Here is a 19,190-nt window from a genome sequence, read left to right as displayed (position 1 = left end):
TCGGCTCATCGATGGGTTGAACTGTACGCCTGGGGTGTTCAGAGAAAAACCACCTAGTCGCAAATTAACTGTTCCGGTATCAGAAACAATCCACAGAGTTCCTGCGGTGTCCACCAGGCTTGTTCCCGAGAGAGCCAGCGCGTTGAACATGGGTGTATCGTGCCGGGTTAACCCCTAACGGGGGTCTCGACGCGGTTTCGTTTCTTTTCGATTTGTTTCGGCCGCAGGGCAATGCAACAGCGCAGAAACATCAGTGGTCGGCCGCATGCTGCTTAGCGGTTGCACTCGGGCAGCAGATGGGCTGAAATGACCGTGTGCCCGATCCACGTCTCTCAGAGGGAGGTTTCCATGACCGTCGTAGCCAAGATTCTTCAGTCCAAGCCTGACGCCACCGTGCACACCATCCGGCCCACGGATTCCGTGCTCTCTGCCCTGCAGCTCATGGCCGACAAGGGCATCGGCGCCCTGGTGGTCACCGAAGGGGATGCCATCGTGGGCATCTTCACCGAGCGCGACTATGCGCGAAAGATTGCCCTGCTGGGCCGCACCTCCGCCGCCACGCTGGCGCGCGACGTGATGACCACGGCGGTGCGCTTCGTGCGGCCCGACCAGTCCAGTGAACAGTGCATGCAGATCATGAGCACCGGCCGCCTGCGCCACCTGCCCGTGGTGGAAGGGGGCAAGCTCGTGGGCATGATCTCCATCGGCGACCTGGTCAAGGACATCATCTCGGAGCAGAAATTCATCATCGAACAGCTGGAGCAGTACATCACCGGTACGCACTGAGCCTGAAAAAAAGGCGCTGACCGGGATCGGTCAGCGCCTTGGGCGTGTTGCCGCGCCTTGCGGCGCGGGGCTTCATGCTGCCTTCTCGACGTGCCCCTGGCGCGTGTAGAGAAAATCGATCACCGCCTTGCGGTAGTGCACATACCGCGGGTCTTCGGCCAGCTCCACGCGCTTGCGCGGGCGGGGCAGGTCGACCTGCAGCACCTCGCCGATGGTGGCGGCCGGGCCGTTGGTCATCATCACGATCTTGTCGGACAGCAGCACCGCCTCGTCCACGTCGTGCGTCACCATGACCACGGTGCTCTGCGTGCGCGCCACGATGTCCAGCAGCTCGTCCTGCAGCTTGGCGCGCGTGAGGGCATCCAGGGCGCCGAAGGGCTCGTCCATCAGCAGCACCTGGGGCTCCATCGACAGGGCGCGGGCGATGCCCACGCGCTGCTTCATGCCGCCCGAGATTTCGCCGGGGCGCTTCTGGCCCGCATGCGTCAGGCCCACCAGGGCCAGCGCCGCATCGGTGCGGGCCTTGAGCTGGGCCTTGGTTTCGCGTGCGCCGAACACGCGCTCCACCGCCAGGTAGACGTTGTCGAAGCAGGTCAGCCAGGGCAACAGCGAGTGGTTCTGGAACACCACGGCGCGCTCGGGGCCGGGGCCCTTGATCTCCTTGTTGGCGCACAGCAGCGCCCCTGCCGTGGGCGTGGTGAGGCCTGCGATCAGGTTCAGCAGCGTGGACTTGCCGCAGCCCGAGTGGCCGATGAGGGCCACGAACTCGCCCTTGGCGATGGTCAGGTGGATGTCCCGGAGTGCCGGGAACAGGCCCTTGGTGGTCTTGAAGGTCTGTTCGACCCCTTGCACCTGGATGAACTTGGCGGATTGCGATGCGGTAGCGGTCGTCATGCTTTCACCTCTTCGAATGTGAATGCGGTGGCCAGCTTGATGAGCGCGAACTCCAGCGCCAGCCCCACGATGCCGATCACGAAGATCGCGATGATGATGTTCTTGACGTTCAGGTTGTTCCACTCGTCCCAGACCCAGAACCCGATGCCCACGCCGCCGGTCAGCATCTCGGCGGCGACGATCACCAGCCAGGCCGTGCCCACGGCCAGGCGCACGCCGGTCAGCATGTAGGGCAGCACGGCGGGGAACAGGATCTTGGTGGCGATCTTCCACTCCGACAGGTTGAGCACGCGGGCCACGTTCATGTAGTCCTGCGGCACGCGCTGCACCCCCACCGCGGTGTTGATGACCATGGGCCAGATGGAGCAGATGAAGATGGTCCAGATGGCGGCCGGGTTGGCACCCTTGAACACCAGCAGGCCGATGGGCAGCCAGGCCAGCGGCGACACCGGGCGCAGCAGGCTGATCAGCGGGTTGAACATGCGCGAGAGGAAGTTGAAGCGCCCGATCACGAAGCCTGCAGGGATGCCGACCAGCGCCGCCAGGCCGAAGCCCACGGCCACGCGCTCCAGCGACATCAGTACGTTCCAGCCCACGCCCTGGTCATTGGGGCCGTTGCGGTAGAACGGGTTGCTGAAGATGTCCATCGCCTGCGCCCAGGTGGCGAGCGGGCTGGGGATGTTGCCACCGGTGGTGGTGGACACCACCGCCCACAGGCCGATGAGCAGGCCCAGGCCGCACAGCGGCGGCAGCACGGCCATCCAGAAGCTGCGCGAAAGCGCGGCCCAGTCGCGCGGGGCGCGGGGCGCGGGCACGCTGGCGGGGGGCTCCTTGCGGGCCTCGGCCTGGGTGGCCGCGCCGCGGGCGGGCGTTGCCGGTGCATCGGCCGGCAGCGCGGCGGGAGGGGAGTGGAAAACGGCACTGACCATGGTGGATCTCCTGTGCGGGTGGGAACGTGGGGCGTGCGGGGAAAGGGGCTGTCAGGTCTTGAGCTTGAAGCCGTCGGCGTACTTCGCGGGGTCCTTGCCATCCCAGACCACGCCGTCCACGAGCTTGTGCGTGCGCATCTCGCTCTTGGGCAGCGGGGTCTTGGAGGCGGTGGCCGCCTGCTTGTAGACATCGGTGCGGTTGATGGCCTTGGCCACGCCGGCGTAGTCGGGGTGGTCCTTGAGCAGGCCCCAGCGCTTGTGCTGGGTCAGGAACCACATGCCGTCCGACAGGTAGGGGAAGTTCACCGCACCGTCGTTGTAGAACTTCATGTGGTTGGGGTCGTCCCAGGTCTTGCCCATGCCGTCCTGGTAGCGGCCCAGGATGCGCTGGTTGATGGCGTCCACGCCGGTGTTCACGTAGGCCTTGCCGGCGATGGTCTCGGCCATCTTGTTCTTGTTGCCCAGGCTCTCGTCGATCCAGCGACCGGCTTCAAGGATGGCGGCAGTCACGGCGCGGGCCGTGTTGGGGTACTTCTGCACGAACTCCGAGGTCGTGCCCAGCACCTTCTCGGGGTGGTCCTTCCAGATGTCCTGCGTGGTGGTGGCGGTCACCCCGATGCCGTCCATGATGGCGCGGTGATTCCAGGGCTCGCCCACGCAGAAGCCGTCCATGTTGCCCACGCGCATGTTGGCCACCATCTGCGGTGGCGGCACGGTGATGACCTTGGCATCCTTCATCGGGTCGATGCCATGCGCGGCCAGCCAGTAGTACAGCCACATGGCGTGTGTGCCCGTGGGGAAGGTCTGGGCGAAGGTGTACTCGCGCTTCTCGCTGGCCATGAGCTTGGCCAGGCCGGCGCCGTTGACGGCGCCCTTGTCGGCCAGCTTCTTGGACAGCGTGATGGCCTGGCCGTTGTGGTTCAGGTTCATCAGCACGGCCATGTCCTTCTTGGGGCCGGCGATGCCCAGGTGCACGCCGTAGACCAGGCCGTAGAGCACGTGGGCGAAGTCCAGCTCGCCGTTGACCAGCTTGTCGCGCACGCCGGCCCAGCTCGCCTCCTTGGTGGGGATGATGGTCACGCCGTACTTCTTGTCGATGCCCAGCACCGAGGCCATCACCACACTGGCGCAATCGGTCAGCGGGATGAAGCCGATCTTCACTTCCTTCTTCTCGGGGGCATCCGAGCCCTGTGCGTGGACGAGGGCGCGCAGGGCGGGGCTCACGCCCACGGCACCCACGGTGGCGGCCTGCAGCACGGTGCGGCGGTTGAGACTGGTTTTGAGCAGATCGGTCATGGTGCTTCCCTGGTGGCTTGAAAAACAAAAAAGGCGTCCCCCTCGGCGCATGGGCTGCTGCAACTTCCAAAAGAAAGTCACGCAGCGCCAAGCGCGGGTGGGGACGCCTCTGTCCGGTGGCGAGGGGTACCCGCCCGCCATTGGATGGATACCGCTCATCGAAGACCTCCGTTGGTCTTGTCCAGGTAATGCAAACCCTGTGCCAACCTGTTCAACAACCTGTCAGATCAGTTTTTGATAGCAACATGTTCAATCGACAAGCGGAGATTGGCCACATGCACCACGACAAGGCGCCGGCCTTGCACCGTGTTCGACTGCACAGGTGTTGTGCGCTGCACCATCGCGGGCCGTGGTGGGCAGGGCGGGGGGCGGGAGTGGTGCGCCGCGTGTGCTGGCGGCGCTGCATGCTGGCCCTGCGGCGTGCGCCGCCGGGGTCTGTCAGCTCAGGAGATCGGCCACGTCGAGCATGCGCTGGGCGACGTCGACCAGCTTGAGGCCCTTGTCCATGGCCGTCTTGCGCAGCTTCTCGTATGCGGCCTGCTCGGTCAGGCCCTGGCGCTCCATCAGCAGGCCCTTGGCGCGGTCGATGGTCTTGCGGTCCTTGAGCTCGGTCTTGGCGTCGGCCAGTTCGGCGCGCAGCGCCTGCTCGTGCTGGAAGCGCGCCATCGCCACGTCCAGGATGGGCCGGATGCGCTGGGGCGACAGGCCGGCCACGATGTAGGCCGACACACCGGCAGCCACGGCCGCCTTCACGTGCGAGGTGTCCTCGTCATTGGTGAACATGACGATGGGGCGGCGCTCGTCGCGTGTGGCCATGACCACATGCTCCAGCGCATCGCGTGCCTCGCTTTCGGCGTCCACGATGATGAGGTCGGGCTGCAACTGGGCCAGGCGCTCGCTCAGGTACACGTCGGACGGCAGCGTGGCCACCAGGTTGAAGTTGTTTTCCAGCAGGCCGATGCGCAGCGCCCGCGAGCGCTCTGCCTGCAGCAGGGCGTGCTCGTCGTTGGGGTCGGTGACCGCCAGATCGGGGGCGACCACCACTATGCGCAAGGCCTCGTTCATGCTGTCAGCATAGCAAGATTTACGCCATAAATTGGTGCGCCGGGCTGGTGCAGGCAGGGGTCTACCCTGGTTTTGGCAGGTCCATGGCGGCGAGGGCCTGAAACTTGCTAATAGAGTGAGTATTGGGAGGGCATACCCGATAGCGCCTCTTTGCGGCGTCGCATATACATCCGGTCACATTGACATACTGATATGGAGCTTCCTGCATGAACCTGCCCATCGACCGGCGCCGATTTTCGGCCAGCCTGGCCTTGACCGCTGTGGCCGCCACCGCCTTGTTGGCGGGTTGCGGCAAAGTGCCCGACACCATCAAGATCGGGGTCGCCCAACCCCTGAGCGGCCCCCTGGCCGCTTTGGGGCAGGACCTGCTCAACGGCGTGAACCTGGCCGTGGCCGAGCTTAACAAGGGCGGCTACACCGTGGACGGCAAGCGCGTGAAGCTGGAGGTCGTGCCCGTGGACGACCGGGCCGACGCCGCCACCGGCAAGACCGTGGCCCAGCAACTGGTGGATGCCGGCGTGGTGGCGGTCATCGGCCACCTGAATTCGGGCGTGAGCATCGAGACCGCCCCCATCTACGCGGCCAAGGACATCCCGCAGATCGCCATCTCCACCAACCCCAAGTTCACGCAGCTGGGCTTTCCCACCACCTTCCGCATGGTGGCCAACGACACCCTGCAGGCGCGCGCCATCGGCTCGTTCGCTGCCACCCAGCTGGGCGCCAGCCGCTATGCCGCGCTCGACGACGGCACCCCTTACGGCAAGGGCCTGGCCGACGGTGCGGCCGAGCAGCTCAAGGCCGAGAAGAAAGAAGTCGTGGTGCGCAAGTCCTTCGACGACAAGACCACGGCCTTCGATGCGCTGGCCGGCGAGCTCAAGGCCGCCCGGGTCGAGGTGATCGTCTCCACGCTCAACGACTTCCAGGCCATTGCCCTGCTCGAGGCCCTCAAGAAAGTCGATCACACCAAGGTGCGCCTGCTGGGCGGTGACACCATCAAGACCACCGACATGGCCAAGGGCGTCGGCATCGTGGAAGGCATCTATGCCACCTCACCCGTGCTGGAGGCCAAGGAGTTCACCACCGGCAAGCCCTTCCTCGAGAAGTACGTGGCCGAGTTCAAGAAGGCCCCGGCCTATGGGGGCCACTACAGCTACGACAGCACCTATGTGCTGTCCGCTGCGATCCAGAAGGCCAAGTCTGCGGACCCCAAGGCCATCACCAAGGCCATGCACAGCATCAACGGCTATGCGCCGGTGATCGGCACCATGACCTGGGACGACAAGGGCGAGCAGCGCTATGGCGCCGTGGGCGTGTACGAGCTGCGCGGCGGCGGGTGGGAGCTGCGCATGCGCTCGGACCGCTGGTAAGAACGCCAGACCGGCAGGCCTCTGGCTGGTTTACAGTCGGTGCACTTCCCCTGTGCCGCCCATGCTGGAGCCCTGTCTGAACCCCATCGTCTATTGGATCACCGGCCTGCCCGCCGCCGGCAAGACCACCCTGGCCACCGCGTTGGCCGGTGCCATCAACCAGGCTGGTGGCCGGGCAGGCGTGCTCGATGGCGACGAGCTGCGCAAGGGCCTGTGCTCCGACCTGGGGCTGTCGGCCGCCGATCGGGCCGAGAACATCCGGCGCGCCGGCGAAGTGGCGCGCTTGATGGCCCACAACGGCCTGACCGTGGTGTGCGCCTTTGTCTCCCCTTTCGAGGCCGACCGCCAGCGGGTGCGCGCCCTGTTCGCCCCCGGCGAGTTCCATGAGATCCACCTGAGCACGCCCGTGGAGGAATGTGCCCGCCGCGACCCCAAGGGCCTGTACGCGCGCGCCCGGGCCGGGCTGATCACCGGCCTGACCGGCTGGGACGGCGCCTACGAGGTGCCCCGTGCCCCCGAGTCGCGCTACGACACCCAGACCACCACGGTGGCCGCCATGGTGCAGCAGCTGCTGGCGGCGCGCACGCAGCGGCGCTGAGCCTGCTTGCGCGTGGTCGCCGCGGCCCCGCAGGCCCAAGGCTGGGCGCGGCGTTGCGGCGCGCCGTTCTTTCCCGTATCGTCGGGCGCTTTCCGATACCCGCCAACCCCCGGGCACCGTGCCTTGCGCCCACGCACACCAGCGCCGCCATGAAAAACGCCGTGAAACACCGCACCACCGCCCGCACGCCCGTGGTGCCTGCCGCCTGGCGGGGCCGCCTGGCCCTGGGAGCCCTGGCCAGCGCATTCAGCCTCCTCGCCGGCGCGGCACCCGTGGGCAATGCGAGCACTTGCTTTCATCAGAGCGAGGGCCTTCAGTTGCGCTTCGACCTGGACCTTGCCCAGGACAGTGTGGACGCGGGCTACGACGTGTACCTGGTCGCAGCCTATTCCGGGCACTGGTTCTATCGCAATGCTGCCGGGGGGTGGGCCGCCCACCAGCCCGGCACCTGGCCGGCGCCGGCACTGCGCAATGTGGCGCATCCGCAGAAATCGGCCACGGCCCCCGGCAACGCCTTGCACCAGAGCATCGCCGAGCCGGCCGTGCGCAGCGCCGCGGGGCTCGCGGGTCTGCAGCTCTTTGCCGGCTTTGGCAAGAGCGGCCCCGGCAGTTTCGAGGACCTGCTGGCACGCCAGCGCTTCGGCGCCGTGGGGGCTATCGCGGGCAACGAAGCGGTGGTGGCCGCCTGCCCGGCCACACCCCAGGGCACAGGGCCCGGCGGAACACGCCCAGGCGTCCCTGATGCCACGCCGCCCAGTGCGCCCACGGACCTGCGTGTCGTGCAGGCCACCAGCAACAGCCTGCGCCTGCAATGGCAGGCCAGCACCGACAACGTGGCCGTGGCGGCCTACGCGGTCTATCTCGACGGCGCGCTCCAGGACAAGGTCTCCACCACCAGCCATACCCTCACCGGCCTGGCCCCTGCCACCAGCTATGCGCTGCGGGTGCATGCGCTGGACGCCGCCGGCAACGCATCGGCTGCCAGCGGCGTTGTGCAGGGCCGCACGCAGGCCGCCACCAGCCCCGCCCATGGCCGGCCGTACAGCATCACCGGCAGCAGCCTGGGCAGCAAGGCCGACCACAATGCGGGCGGCTACACCTTCTTCGGCCAGCGCCATCTGCTGGCGCGCTTCACGGACTTCGGCAGCGCCACCGGCCAGGTGCCTGCGGCCAACACCAAGGCGGCATGGCGCACGCACCTCGATGGCATCTACCCCATCCTGACCTCCACGGACTTCAACGCGCAGGCCACGGAGTCCGGCGCCACGCTGGAGCTGTCGGGCGGTACCACGCCCTCGGGCCGCTGGCTCAAGCGCAGCATCACCCAGGCCACGCGCGACAGGTACCCGAGCAGCTACCGACTGCGCAACTGGAACCTGTGGGATACCAATGCCTACTACCCGCAGATGTACTACACGGGCTACATCAACCTGTCCACGATCGACGCGCCTGGCAAGTACCTGCGCTTTTACTGGACCGATTCGAGCAACCCCAACCGCAACGTCTGGACCGCCAAGGAGGGCGGCTCGCTCACGGCCCGCGCCGAAGGGGCGAACACCGGCGTGCCCGGCATCTACTCGGATGCGCCTGTCCGGTACACGGACAACACCTGGATGCGCTACGAGATCCTGGCCGACTTTGCCAACGACAAGGTGGCGTTCTATGCCAACGGCAAGCTGCTCACCGATGTGTCGCGCAACTACACCGGCGAGAACACCGGCTGGCTGGGCGTGGGCGGCAAGCTCGACTATTTCCTGCTCAACAACACGGTGGAGATGAACGGCGACCTGGGCGAATTCATCGGCCACGCCATGCCCTACCTGGACTTCAGCTTGCGGCGCATCGAGCTGGCCGACGCGCCCCAGTGGGAGCAGCGCACCGATGCGGTCGTGCAGGTCCCCACCCGGTGGGACAACGGCCAGGTGGACATCGTCATCAACCAGGGGCGCTTTCCCGACCTGAACCACAAGCACCTGTTCCTGCTCAACGGCATGCAGGCGACCTACCTCGGGCCGCTGCAGTGAGCAGGTGCCAGGATTGCGTTGCAAATCCTCGCGATCGTTACCGGCGCCGCGGTGGGGCAGTGGGCCAGGTGTAACACCCCTGTCTTTACAGGAACTTCCCTTCTGGCAGCCCCTCTGAGCCTCGCCCCGTGCGCCAGATGGCATGGGGCAAGGCTGTGCGTGCCGCTTCGGGCCCGTACGGAGTGCTTGCATAAGGTTATTCAAAATAACTGAATGATGGCCGCCCCTGGTGGGCGCGGCGAGGCCAGGCCTCGCGGCGCCCGCGGGGCGCTTTTTTCTGCCTGTCTGTTTGTCCTGGAGTGGTTTTCAATGCGGTTTCTGGTTGTCCTGTGTCTTTCTGCGCTGGCCTCGCTGGCCCACGCTGCCAATTTCGTTTCGCTTCACCAATCGGCGCTCAAGATCGCGCTGCCCCCTGCCGCCGGCACCTACGACTACACCTTCACGACCAAGACCGGTTTCCAGCAGCAGTACGCTCCCGAGGGCGTCACGGGCTGCGCCATCGGTTACGCCACGGGCGGCTGCGCGTTCCCCGGCGGCGGTTCGCTGGCGCTGCCCGAGTTCACCGGCTACCAGCTGCAGTACAAGGAATTCAGGATCTACATCCCCGCAGGCACCCGCTCGTTCATGTTCTCGGGCTATGCGCCCCAGCGCACCGAGTCCGCCTTCGCGCTGCGCTACGGCTCGGCACCGGTCCGTGAGGCGGCCCTGGGCGCCGCAGAGTACGCCAACGTGCAGGCCACCGAGCACATCGACACCACGTTCTCGCGCCTGGTCAACGAGCCCGGCGCCGACCACCTCGTGGTGCACGATGGCGGTGGCACGGTGCGCTTCGTGGGCGGCCAGCTCGACGCCAGCAAGGGCAGCACCAGCCAGGGCAACTGGCTCTACATCCGCCAGATCAACGGCAGCCCGCTGTACGACGTGCAGGGCGCCATCGACGTGGACATGGCCAAGTATGCTGCCGGGTACGCAGCGATCACCTGGACCGCTACAACCACCCCCGATCCGGTGGAGGGCCCGAGCCCGGCCGTGGGCACCGCCAGCAGCACGGACCAGCAGGCGACCACCCAGGCCTCGGCGGCCGCAACGGTTGCGACGGCGGTGCTGTCCACGGCCAGCCAGCCGCTGCAACTGGGCATCACCCTGGCGCAGACGGCAGCCGACGTGGCTGCCAACCCGAAGATCAGCGCCTGGGTGGCGGCCCGCATTCCGGCCCAGGGCTCTGCACCGGACCTGTGGTTCTTCCGCAAGGGCGATGGCACCTGGACCAGCCAGGTGCCGGCGGACGCCGAGGGCATTGCCTTCGCGAGCCAGGTGACCAACGCCGCCACGCTGCAGTTCAAGCCGCAGCTGGACTTCACCGAAGCGGAGATGCGGGCAGCGAATGTCGAGGTCCACTTCGGCTACCGGGCTGGCAGCGGTGCCTTTGTGAACAAGGGCAAGGTCTGGCCGCAGTGAACTAGGGCGAGGGTTCGAATGCGCGGTCCACGCGCTCGAACTCCTCGCGCTTGCGCCCGGCCGGCCAATCGATGCGGGCCAACTCCTCCACATGCAGGGGCAGGTCCGCCAAGGCGTTGGCCGCAAACACGGTGCGCACGGCAGCATGTTCTTCGGCGGTGAGCGCGCGCGGCACCTCCAGCTGCAACTGCAGCGTGCCGTCCGCATACTGCCGCATGCGAAATGCGCGGATGGGTTCGATGCGGCCCAGCTCATCGCCCAGGAAGGGCATGGGCAGCGGGCCCCGGCCGGTCTGCACCAAGTGCCGGGTGCGGCCCCTCATGCTCGCGATCACGGGCAGGGCCATGCCACAGCCGCAGGGCGGGCCCCATTCGGCGATGTCGCCCAGCTCGTAGCGCAGGATGGGCATGGCAAAGCTGTGCAGGCTGGTCACCAGCACCCGTCCCGGCACGCCCACGGGGCAGGGCTGGCCCTCCCCATCGACGATCTCCATGAACGTGGTGGCGCCCAGCAGGTGCAGGTGCTCGTGCATGGGGCACTGCAGCGCGATCCAACCGGTCTCCTCGCAGGAATAGCGGTCCACGATGGTCGCGCCAAACGCCTGGCGGCACAGGGCGCGCTGGGCGGGCGTGACGCGCTCGGACTGCGAGATCACCTGCCGGATGGCCAGCTGCACGCCGCGCGCGAGGGCCATGCGTGCCAGTTCGGCTGCCGCGAAGGGGCTGCACTTGAGGTAGTCGGGTTGCTCCTGCAGCAGCCAGTCCAGGTGCGAGTCCATGCCATGCTGGCTGATGTTGCGCAGCACGCAGGGGCCGCGCAGGCCCATGGCGGAGTACATGTCGCCCCAGGTGTCCTGCGTTCCATCCGTGAGGCCCGTGCCCAGCACGGCGATCTTGCGCCGGGCATCGCGCTGGTGCCACTGGGCTTCGAGCCAGGAAATGGCGGCATACAGGGGCGAGTACATGGCGCTGGCCTTTTCCACGCGCACCGGCTCGCCGGTGGAACCCGAGGTGACGGACGTGGCCACGCCCTCGTCCTGGAGCCCAGGCCAGCGCGCACGGGCCTGGGCGAAGTGCGCCTGCAGGTCGGCGCGCGTGAGCACCGGCAGGTGGGCGAGCACCGTGTGCGGCGATGCGGCCCCGGCCGGCCATCCCGCCGTTTCGAGCCGCTGGCGCCAGAAGGGCGAATGCTGGTGGGCATGTCGCATCAGCGTGTGCAGCTGGCGCTGCTGCAGGGCCTGGTACTCGGCCGGCGCCACGCGCTCCCAGGCGCGCACCTGCTGGGCCAAAAGCAGCATCTGCGCCGTCTGGGGCGAGTGGAAGTGGAGGGCGTCGGCCATGGCGGGGAGGCGTGCAGTGCGTGGGGTTGTCCGATTGTGGCGCCTCGCGGCGGGCGTAGGCCCTCTACACTTGGGGCATGACGTTGCTGATACTGGGTATTGAATCTTCGTGCGATGAAACCGGCGTGGCCCTGGTGGAAACGCGCGCGCAAGGGCAGGTACCCGCATTGCTTTCCCACGCCCTGCACAGCCAGATCGAGATGCACCAGGCCTATGGCGGCGTGGTGCCCGAGCTGGCCAGCCGCGACCACATCCGCCGCGTGCTGCCCCTGGCGACCCAGGTGCTGGGCGAGTCCGGCAAGACCCTGGCCGACGTGGACGTGGTGGCCTACACGCGCGGCCCCGGCCTGGCCGGCGCGCTGCTGGTCGGGGCGGGCGTGGCCTGCGCCCTGGGCGCGGCGCTGGGCAAGCCGGTGCTGGGCGTGCACCACCTTGAAGGGCACCTGCTCTCGCCCTTCCTGAGCGCCGACCCACCGGAGTTCCCCTTCGTGGCGCTGCTGGTGTCCGGCGGCCACACGCAGCTCATGCGCGTGGACGGCGTGGGCCGCTACGAGATCCTGGGCGAAACCATCGACGATGCGGCCGGCGAGGCCTTCGACAAGTCGGCCAAGCTCATGGGCCTGGGCTACCCTGGCGGCCCCGCGCTGTCGCGCCTGGCCGAGCAGGGCGATCCTGCGGCCTTCAAGCTGCCGCGCCCGCTGCTGCACAGCGGCGACCTCGATTTCTCGTTCGCGGGGCTCAAGACCGCCGTGCTCACCCAGGCGAAAAAGCTGGGCGACGAGCTCGAACCCCGCAAGGCCGACCTGGCCGCCAGCACCGAGGCCGCCATCGTCGAGGTGCTGGTGAAGAAGACCCTGGCCGCCTTGAAGCAGACCGGCATGAAGCGCGTGGTCGTGGCCGGCGGCGTGGGCGCCAACCGCCACCTGCGCAAGCAGCTCAACGAAGCCTGCGCCAAGAACAAGGTGCGCGTGCACTACCCCGAGCTGCACCTGTGCACCGACAACGGCGCCATGATCGCCATGGCCGCCGCGATGCGCCTCGAATCGGGGCAGCAGCAGGCCTCGGCCGAGTACGCCTTCGACGTGAAGCCGCGCTGGCCGCTGGATTCGATCTCGGCGGCCGCCGCCTGAGTACCTGCGGGCGGCCCGCGCTGCCGGACCATCCCAGGGCGGCGTACGGCTGCGCGACAGGTTGCAAAATGTTTTTTTGTGACGGCTGACACACGGGCCTGCCTGGCCTGCACCTACGCTTCGCGCATCCTTTTTTGTTTTGGAGTTCGCGATGCCTGCAACGATTGGACCTCTGTACGACCCCGTCATCCTGTTGCACCGTGCGTTCAACAACCAGGCCCCTTCGAATGCCGTATTCAGAAGCGATGTGGCGGCTGCAGGCACGACGGCCCAGAGCCACAGGGCTTTTGCATTCCAGTACGGGGCGGGTTTCCAGGACCTGAGCGAGGAGGCCTTGGCCAACAAGCTGCTGGGGAACATGGGTGTGCTGCCCAATGCCAACCTGCAGACCGCCTTGAAGGACTATCTGGTGTCCGTGGGCAAGGTCAATGTGGGCATCGTCGCCCTGCAATTGAGCGAGATCCTGTTAAACCTGGAGAATGCCGTCGGCGACTTGGCCATCTACAGCGCCGCAGCGTTGGCTTGGAGCAGCGACCATGCGGCTTCGTCCAACTACTCGTCCAATCCCGCCAACACCGTTCCATCGCATGTCGGCCCCATGAATATGCCGGGCCTGACGCTGACGCTGACTTCGGGCGATGACGTTCTGTCCTCCGCACAGACCAGCGACCGTGGCGACACCATCCTGGCCAGCACGGCAGGCCTGCTGTCCAGTGCCGATGTGGTCGATGGCGGCAGCGGCGTCGACACCTTGAAGGCCACCCTGGCCGCAGCAGCGGTGGTGTCACCGAAACTGACAAGTGTTGAAAAGGCGTTCATCACTGCGGGTGCCGGAGCCGAATTCAGCGCCGCCAATGCGACGGGCCTGGCGGAGCTGTGGGTCGACGCAGCCGCAGGCGCAGCCACGTTCTCCAACGTGAACTTGGCAACCACCGTCGGTATCCAGAACTCCGGCGCAGGCGGTGCCCTGACCGTGAAGTTCGCGGGTGCGACGGGCACTGCCGACGCGGCAAATGTCGTGTTTGCGGACGCCACGGGCAACGACGAAATCATCGTTGCAGGCGTCGAAACCCTGACTGTACATAGCACGGCAGGCAATGTGGCAGCGACCACCACCAACCAGGCCCGCATCACCGCCGACCAGGCAGAGAAGATCACCATCTACGGCGGCCAGGCCCTGGCCACCACGGTGACCGGTGCCAAGCTTTCTCTGATCGATGCCCGGTCCATGGTCAATGCACTGGACCTGGCGCTTGCGGGGACCGCAGGCGTGTCCATCGACCTCAACGCCCAGGCCGCGCACAAGGTCACCCTGGGGAGCGGTGCCGATACGGTGTCCATTGCCAGCCTGGCGGGCATGGTGGCGCAGAACATGGACCTCAGCACCGCGGCCGCGCTCGACGCGTCGGCCATCCAGGTGGCCGGCTTCGTGAGCGGCACGGACATGCTCCGACTGACCAGCTCCAACCCTGCCACCAAGGCCGCGCCCGGCAGCGCCGAGCTGGCCAGCATCGCAGCCTCCTCCTCGCTGCTGTCCGCCGCGACCTTGGCGGCCACCACGGGAGGCGCCAACAAGGCGATTGCCTTCCGCTTCGGTGCCGACACCTACATCCTGGTGAATGACGGCGCCGCGGCACTGGGGGAGAACGACAGCCTGGTCAAGCTGACCGGTGTGACGGCGCTGGCCGAGATGTCGTGGACGGTGGCGTGATGCGCCTTGAGCGCTTCCTGCTCTGCTGTTCGCCCATTTTCTGAACCAAGAGGTTGATATGCCGCTACAAGTTTCGGGCGTTCCCGCAGGCATCACGATGCTGAGCCGCGCGTTCAATGATATGTCGCACTCCTACGCCGCCTACACCAACATGGTTACGGCAGCCAGTTCGTATGGAATTACGCACTTTGCGCTGCTGTATGGCGAGGGCTACACGCGCATGACCGAAGCCCAGTTGTCCACCCTGCTCCTGAGGAACATGGGCCTGCTGCCCAATGCAGGCCTGCAAACGGTGTTGACGGACTACCTGGTCTCCGTGGGCAAGGCCAATGTGGGCATTGTCGCGCTGCAGCTCGGGCAGATCCTGTCGGGCCTGGAGAACGCAACGGGCGACCTGGCCATCTACGGGGCGGCTGCGGCGAGGTGGAATCTGGAGGTGGATACTTCGCATGCTTACACCAGCAACCCAGCCAACGCCTTACCGACCCTTCCCGGGCCGGTTTACTCGGACGGCCCAAGCTCCACACTGTCGCTGACGGACGGTGCCGATGCCCTGCTGGGCACCCTGTATGACGACCTCATTCTGGCAGAGCGGCCTGGCCAACTGGGATCGGCTGACGTCATCCAGGGGGGAGGCCGCGGCCTGCAGGGGGACGTACTGAAGGCAACACTGGGGGATGGCGAAAGGGTCACGCCTTCGATGCAGCGTATCGACAAGGTGCTCATCACCGCCGCTGGCTTCGCCCACTTCAACGCTGAGCAGTCCTTGGGAATCGCCGAGTTGTGGCGGGAGGCTGCTGCGGGCACGGGCTCCCTTTTCTTCGATGGCGTGAAGCTCTCGACCACCGTGGGCATCCAGAACTCCCTTGCCGGCGGAACGCTGACCGTGAATTTTGCCGGCGCATCTGGTGCCTTCGACTCGGCCAATATCGCCCTGGCCGATGCCACTGGAGCCGATACCCTCATCGTGAACGCCATCGAGACCCTGACCATCGACAGCAAGGCGGGCACCGTGGCGTCCACCACGGTGAACCAGGCCCGGATCGCTGCCGATGCAGCCCAACTGATCGTGATCCGTGGTGGCCAGGGGCTCACCACCACGGTGACAGGGGAACACATCGGCACGATCGATGCGTCGGCCCTCTCGGGCGCCTTGAACCTGGGGTTTGCCACCACCGGCACTGGTACCGTGGGGATCATGGGCGGTACGGCGGGCGACACCTTGACCATCGACGATGCCTCTGGCGCACGATTGGTCTTCAATTCGGGTGATGGCGATGACGTGGTCACCAGCGGTGCCAGCAACGCGCACATCGTGACCCTGGGCAGCGGTGCGGACACGCTGCGGATTGGAGGCTTGGCCGGCGCCGCAGCGCGGGACCTGGACACCAGCACGTCGCAGGCGCTCGGCTGGTCGGCCATCTGGGTGACCGACTTCGAGAACGGCGTCGACACCATCCGCCTGAGCGCGGCCAGCGCAACGGCCAAGGCGGCCCCCAGCGCTGCGCAACTGGACGGCATTGCCGCGTCGGCGTCGCTGCTGGATGCCGCGGCCCTGGCCGCCACCACGGCGGGCGCCAACAAGGCCATCGCCTTTCGCTATGGGGCCGACACCTACATCCTGGTGAACGATGCCGTGGCCTCCCTGGGCGCCAACGACAGCCTCGTCAAGCTCAGTGGTGTCACAACGCTGGCCGATGCATCGTGGGCTGTGGCCTGAAGAGGGCGGCGGCCTGGCCCTGCACCTTGCTCGGTCGTTCCCTGTAGTGCCCTGAGCTCCTTCCATGACACAGACCCTTTCCGACAGTCCCCAGGCCGTCACCACGGTCCTGAACCGGGCGTTCAACGATCAGTCGCCTGCGTACACGGCTTTCAACCACCAGGTGGCGATGGCCGCATCGATGGGCACAGGCGCATTTGCCCTGGCCTTTGGTGCCGGCTTTGTCGGGATGTCGGAGGATCAGTTGTCCACCCATCTCCTGGGCAACCTGGGGGTGCTGCCCAACGCTGGGCTGCAGGCGGCCCTGCGGGACTACCTGGTGCTGGTGGGCAAGGCCAATGTGGGCCTGGTGGCCTTGCAGTTGGGGCAGATCCTGTCGGGGCTGGAGCATCACGCCCCGGGGGATCAGGCGGTGCTCCATGCTGCCGCTGTGGCGTGGAACAGGGAGTTGGTGGACTCCTATGCCTACTCCAGCAACCCCGGGGCCTTGGTTACCTTCCCCTCTGGTGGGTCTGACCCCATGGGGGTTAGCTTGGTGGGGGTGCTTGCTGGCGGTGAGGGGTAGCCTGTTGCTGGTATGTTGGCTGTGGTTGCTTCTGTGGTTTGTGTTGAGGGCGGGAGCCGGGATGTGCGCCCGGCGGCGCAGTAACTTTCTTTTGCGTCGCCAAAAGAAATTCACCAAAGAAAAGGCGACCCCCAGTCTGCGTCCCCCGTTCGTCCTGTCGGGCGAACGGGGGCAGCCTGCGGTGCTCGGATCTGGGGTGGTGCCGCAGAACTCGCTGCGTTCTTCGAACTCCGCTCAGACAGCTGCGGCAAGCTAGAGCACGAAGCGTGTGTGTCCTTCGGCACACACGCCCACCCCAGCTCCTGCGCTTCTCGGCGCAGCCAGCAGGGGTGGGGAGCGGTGACAGGGACGGCTGCTGCTGCGCAGCTGCGCCGGGTGTCGGTTACGCGCTGCGTGCTGCCGACTCGACTTGCGCGATTGCCCTGCCCAGACCGAGCGTAGCGACGGTGCACCGGGCCGAGCGAAGCAATGGCCCGTGTGGGTCTCCACCCCCTTCTGACCGTGCCGAGAAGCGCAGAAGCTGGGGTGGCGCATGTGCCGCAGGACACACGCGCTTTGTCATCTGACTCGCCGCAGATGTCTGAGCGGAGTTCACCCGAAGGGGGAACGCAGCGAGTTGCGAGGCGCACCCCAGCTTCGAGCATCGCAGGCTGCCCCCTCGTACGCAGGGCGAGGGGGACACGGGCAGCAGGGTCGCCTTTCTTTGGGGTACGTTTCTTTGGCGAAGCAAAGAAAGGTACCTCGGCTGCCGGGCCGAGACCCGGCTTCCGCCCTCAACCAAGGCACGCAGCAACCACGCAGCAACTTTGCAGAAAGCTCAGAACGGATAGTGCCGCGCAGTCGTCTGCACCGTGATCCAGCGCAACTCCGTGAACTCCCGCACCCCGGCCATCCCCCCAAACCGCCCCCACCCCGAATTCTTCACCCCGCCAAACGGCATCTGCCCCTCGTCGTGCACGGTGGGTCCATTGATATGGCAGATCCCCGACTCGATGCGCGCAGCCACGTTCCAGGCACGGGCCACATCGCGGCCGAAGACGGCGGCGGACAGGCCGAACTCGTTGTCGTTGGCGCAGGCAACCGCTTCCTCGACCCCGTTCACACGCACGATGGGCTTGAGCGGGCCGAAGGACTCCTCGCGGTAGATGTCCATCGCGGGCGTCACGTGGTCGAGGATGGTGGCAGCCATCAGCGTGTTCTCGCTTTTGCCACCGCAGACCAGCTTGGCACCCTTGGCCAGGGCGTCGTCGATCAGCGCGTTGCAGCGCTGCACGGTGGCCATGTCCACCACCGAGCCGAGCACCACCGGGCCCTTGCGCGGGTCGCCCAGCGGCAGCGCCTGGGCGCGCGCTGCGAAACGGGCCACGAAGTCGTTGGCGATGGAGGCGTCCACCACGATGCGCTCGGTGGACATGCAGATCTGGCCCGAGTTGGCGAACGAGCCGAAGATGGCGGCATCCACGGCCGCATCCACGTCGGCATCGTCGAGCACCACCAGCGGGGCCTTGCCGCCGAGCTCCAGCACCGTGGGCTTGAGGTACTTGGCGCAGGTCTGCGCGACGATGCGGCCGACCTTGGTCGAGCCCGTGAAGTTCACGCGGCGCACAGCCGGGTGGGCCACGATGGCCTCGACCACGGCGCCGGCATCGGCCGGGGCATTGGTCACGAAATTCACCACGCCCGGGGGCAGGCCGGCCTCCTGCAGGGCCTCGATGATCAGGCCGTGCGTGGCGGGGCTCAGTTCAGAGCCCTTGAGGATCACCGTGTTGCCGCAGGCCAGCGGCGTGGCGATGGCGCGCACGCCGAGGATGATGGGCGCGTTCCACGGCGCGATGCCCAGCACCACGCCTGCGGGCTGGCGCACGCCCATGGCCAGGCTGCCGGGCACGTCGGACGGGATCACCTCGCCGGCAATCTGGGTGGTGAGCGCGGCAGCCTCCTGCAGCAGGCCGGCGGCCAGGTGCACGTTGAAGCCGGCCCACAGGCCCGAGGCGCCGGTCTCGGCGGCCATGGCGGCGGCAAAGGCCTCGCCCTTGGCTTCGAGCGCATGCGCGGCCTTGAGCAGCAGCGCACGGCGCGCATTGGGCCCCAGGGCCGACCAGGCCGGGAAGGCCTTGGCGGCGGCGTCGGCGGCGGCCTTGGCATCGGCCACCGTGGCGGCAGGCGCGGTGGTGGCCACGGAGCCGTCGAGCGGGTTGCGGCGCTCGAAGGTGGCGCCGCCTGCGGCCTGCACGCGCTCGCCGTTGATCAGCATGGAAATGGCAGTCATGGAATGTCTCCTGGATGAATAGGAAGGAAAAGTCGGATG

General features: G+C 67.0%; 15 protein-coding genes. 9 read left to right on the top strand and 6 right to left on the bottom strand.

The window, feature by feature from the left end; all coding sequences use genetic code 11:
- The first annotated feature begins 348 nt into the window (after positions 1–348).
- Positions 349–786: a CBS domain-containing protein gene (locus tag AC07PF_RS31675; RefSeq protein WP_007855902.1), complete on the top strand. Its 438-nt coding sequence runs from the start codon at positions 349–351 to the stop codon at positions 784–786.
- A 72-nt stretch (positions 787–858) separates the two neighbouring features.
- On the opposite strand, the gene AC07PF_RS31670 is transcribed toward AC07PF_RS31675, so the two are convergent.
- From AC07PF_RS31670 to AC07PF_RS31655, 4 genes are all read right to left on the bottom strand, one after another.
- Entirely contained in the window at positions 859–1,680 is an 822-nt protein-coding gene (locus AC07PF_RS31670; protein ID WP_145695422.1) for an ABC transporter ATP-binding protein, read from the bottom strand.
- Positions 1,677–2,609: a nitrate ABC transporter permease gene (ntrB, locus tag AC07PF_RS31665; protein ID WP_494614574.1), complete on the bottom strand. Its 933-nt coding sequence runs from the start codon at positions 2,607–2,609 to the stop codon at positions 1,677–1,679. The genes AC07PF_RS31670 and ntrB overlap by 4 nt, the downstream gene beginning before the upstream one ends.
- A gap of 51 nt (positions 2,610–2,660) precedes the next feature.
- Positions 2,661–3,905 (bottom strand): CmpA/NrtA family ABC transporter substrate-binding protein, encoded by a 1,245-nt coding sequence (locus AC07PF_RS31660; protein WP_494614573.1) that lies wholly within the window; start codon positions 3,903–3,905, stop codon positions 2,661–2,663.
- Between the two features lie 438 nt (positions 3,906–4,343).
- Positions 4,344–4,970 carry an ANTAR domain-containing response regulator gene (locus tag AC07PF_RS31655; RefSeq protein WP_007855895.1) on the bottom strand — a complete coding sequence of 209 codons (627 nt, stop codon included), beginning with the start codon at positions 4,968–4,970 and terminating at the stop codon, positions 4,344–4,346.
- A 206-nt stretch (positions 4,971–5,176) separates the two neighbouring features.
- Here AC07PF_RS31655 and AC07PF_RS31650 point away from each other — a divergent pair, with 206 nt between their 5' ends.
- The 4 genes from AC07PF_RS31650 to AC07PF_RS31635 all read left to right on the top strand — a co-directional run bounded on the left by AC07PF_RS31650 (position 5,177) and on the right by AC07PF_RS31635 (position 10,417).
- Positions 5,177–6,337, top strand: coding sequence for a branched-chain amino acid ABC transporter substrate-binding protein (locus tag AC07PF_RS31650; RefSeq protein ID WP_007855894.1), 1,161 nt, complete (start codon positions 5,177–5,179; stop codon positions 6,335–6,337).
- A 61-nt stretch (positions 6,338–6,398) separates the two neighbouring features.
- Positions 6,399–6,935, top strand: coding sequence for an adenylyl-sulfate kinase (cysC, locus tag AC07PF_RS31645; protein ID WP_145695424.1), 537 nt, complete (start codon positions 6,399–6,401; stop codon positions 6,933–6,935).
- 161 nt (positions 6,936–7,096) lie between these two features.
- Positions 7,097–8,959, top strand: coding sequence for a fibronectin type III domain-containing protein (locus AC07PF_RS31640; protein ID WP_494614572.1), 1,863 nt, complete (start codon positions 7,097–7,099; stop codon positions 8,957–8,959).
- 309 nt (positions 8,960–9,268) lie between these two features.
- Complete coding sequence (locus AC07PF_RS31635; RefSeq protein ID WP_494614571.1) at positions 9,269–10,417, top strand: hypothetical protein; 1,149 nt, start codon at positions 9,269–9,271, stop codon at positions 10,415–10,417.
- 1 nt (position 10,418) lies between these two features.
- Here the strand turns inward: AC07PF_RS31635 and AC07PF_RS31630 are convergent, their stop codons facing one another.
- On the bottom strand, positions 10,419–11,756 hold the full coding sequence (locus AC07PF_RS31630; protein ID WP_494614570.1) for a phenylacetate--CoA ligase family protein: 1,338 nt from the start codon (positions 11,754–11,756) through the stop codon (positions 10,419–10,421).
- 77 nt (positions 11,757–11,833) lie between these two features.
- Between AC07PF_RS31630 and tsaD the strand changes: the two genes are divergently transcribed.
- The 4 genes from tsaD to AC07PF_RS31610 all read left to right on the top strand — a co-directional run bounded on the left by tsaD (position 11,834) and on the right by AC07PF_RS31610 (position 16,882).
- On the top strand, positions 11,834–12,886 hold the full coding sequence (gene tsaD, locus AC07PF_RS31625; protein WP_145695428.1) for a tRNA (adenosine(37)-N6)-threonylcarbamoyltransferase complex transferase subunit TsaD: 1,053 nt from the start codon (positions 11,834–11,836) through the stop codon (positions 12,884–12,886).
- A gap of 151 nt (positions 12,887–13,037) precedes the next feature.
- Entirely contained in the window at positions 13,038–14,597 is a 1,560-nt protein-coding gene (locus AC07PF_RS31620) for a bluetail domain-containing putative surface protein (protein ID WP_494614569.1), read from the top strand.
- A gap of 121 nt (positions 14,598–14,718) precedes the next feature.
- On the top strand, positions 14,719–16,317 hold the full coding sequence (locus AC07PF_RS31615; RefSeq protein WP_494614568.1) for a bluetail domain-containing putative surface protein: 1,599 nt from the start codon (positions 14,719–14,721) through the stop codon (positions 16,315–16,317).
- Between the two features lie 64 nt (positions 16,318–16,381).
- The gene (locus AC07PF_RS31610; RefSeq protein ID WP_494614567.1) at positions 16,382–16,882 is read left to right on the top strand and encodes a hypothetical protein; all 501 of its coding nucleotides are present in this window, start codon (positions 16,382–16,384) and stop codon (positions 16,880–16,882) included.
- An 817-nt stretch (positions 16,883–17,699) separates the two neighbouring features.
- On the opposite strand, the gene AC07PF_RS31605 is transcribed toward AC07PF_RS31610, so the two are convergent.
- On the bottom strand, positions 17,700–19,151 hold the full coding sequence (locus tag AC07PF_RS31605) for an aldehyde dehydrogenase (RefSeq protein ID WP_494614566.1): 1,452 nt from the start codon (positions 19,149–19,151) through the stop codon (positions 17,700–17,702).
- Positions 19,152–19,190 lie beyond the last annotated feature (39 nt).

Source organism: Acidovorax sp. GW821-FHT10A04, assembly GCF_059415825.1.
Note: the sequence above shows the minus strand (reverse complement) of the source record. Positions and strands in the feature narration are given on the sequence as shown.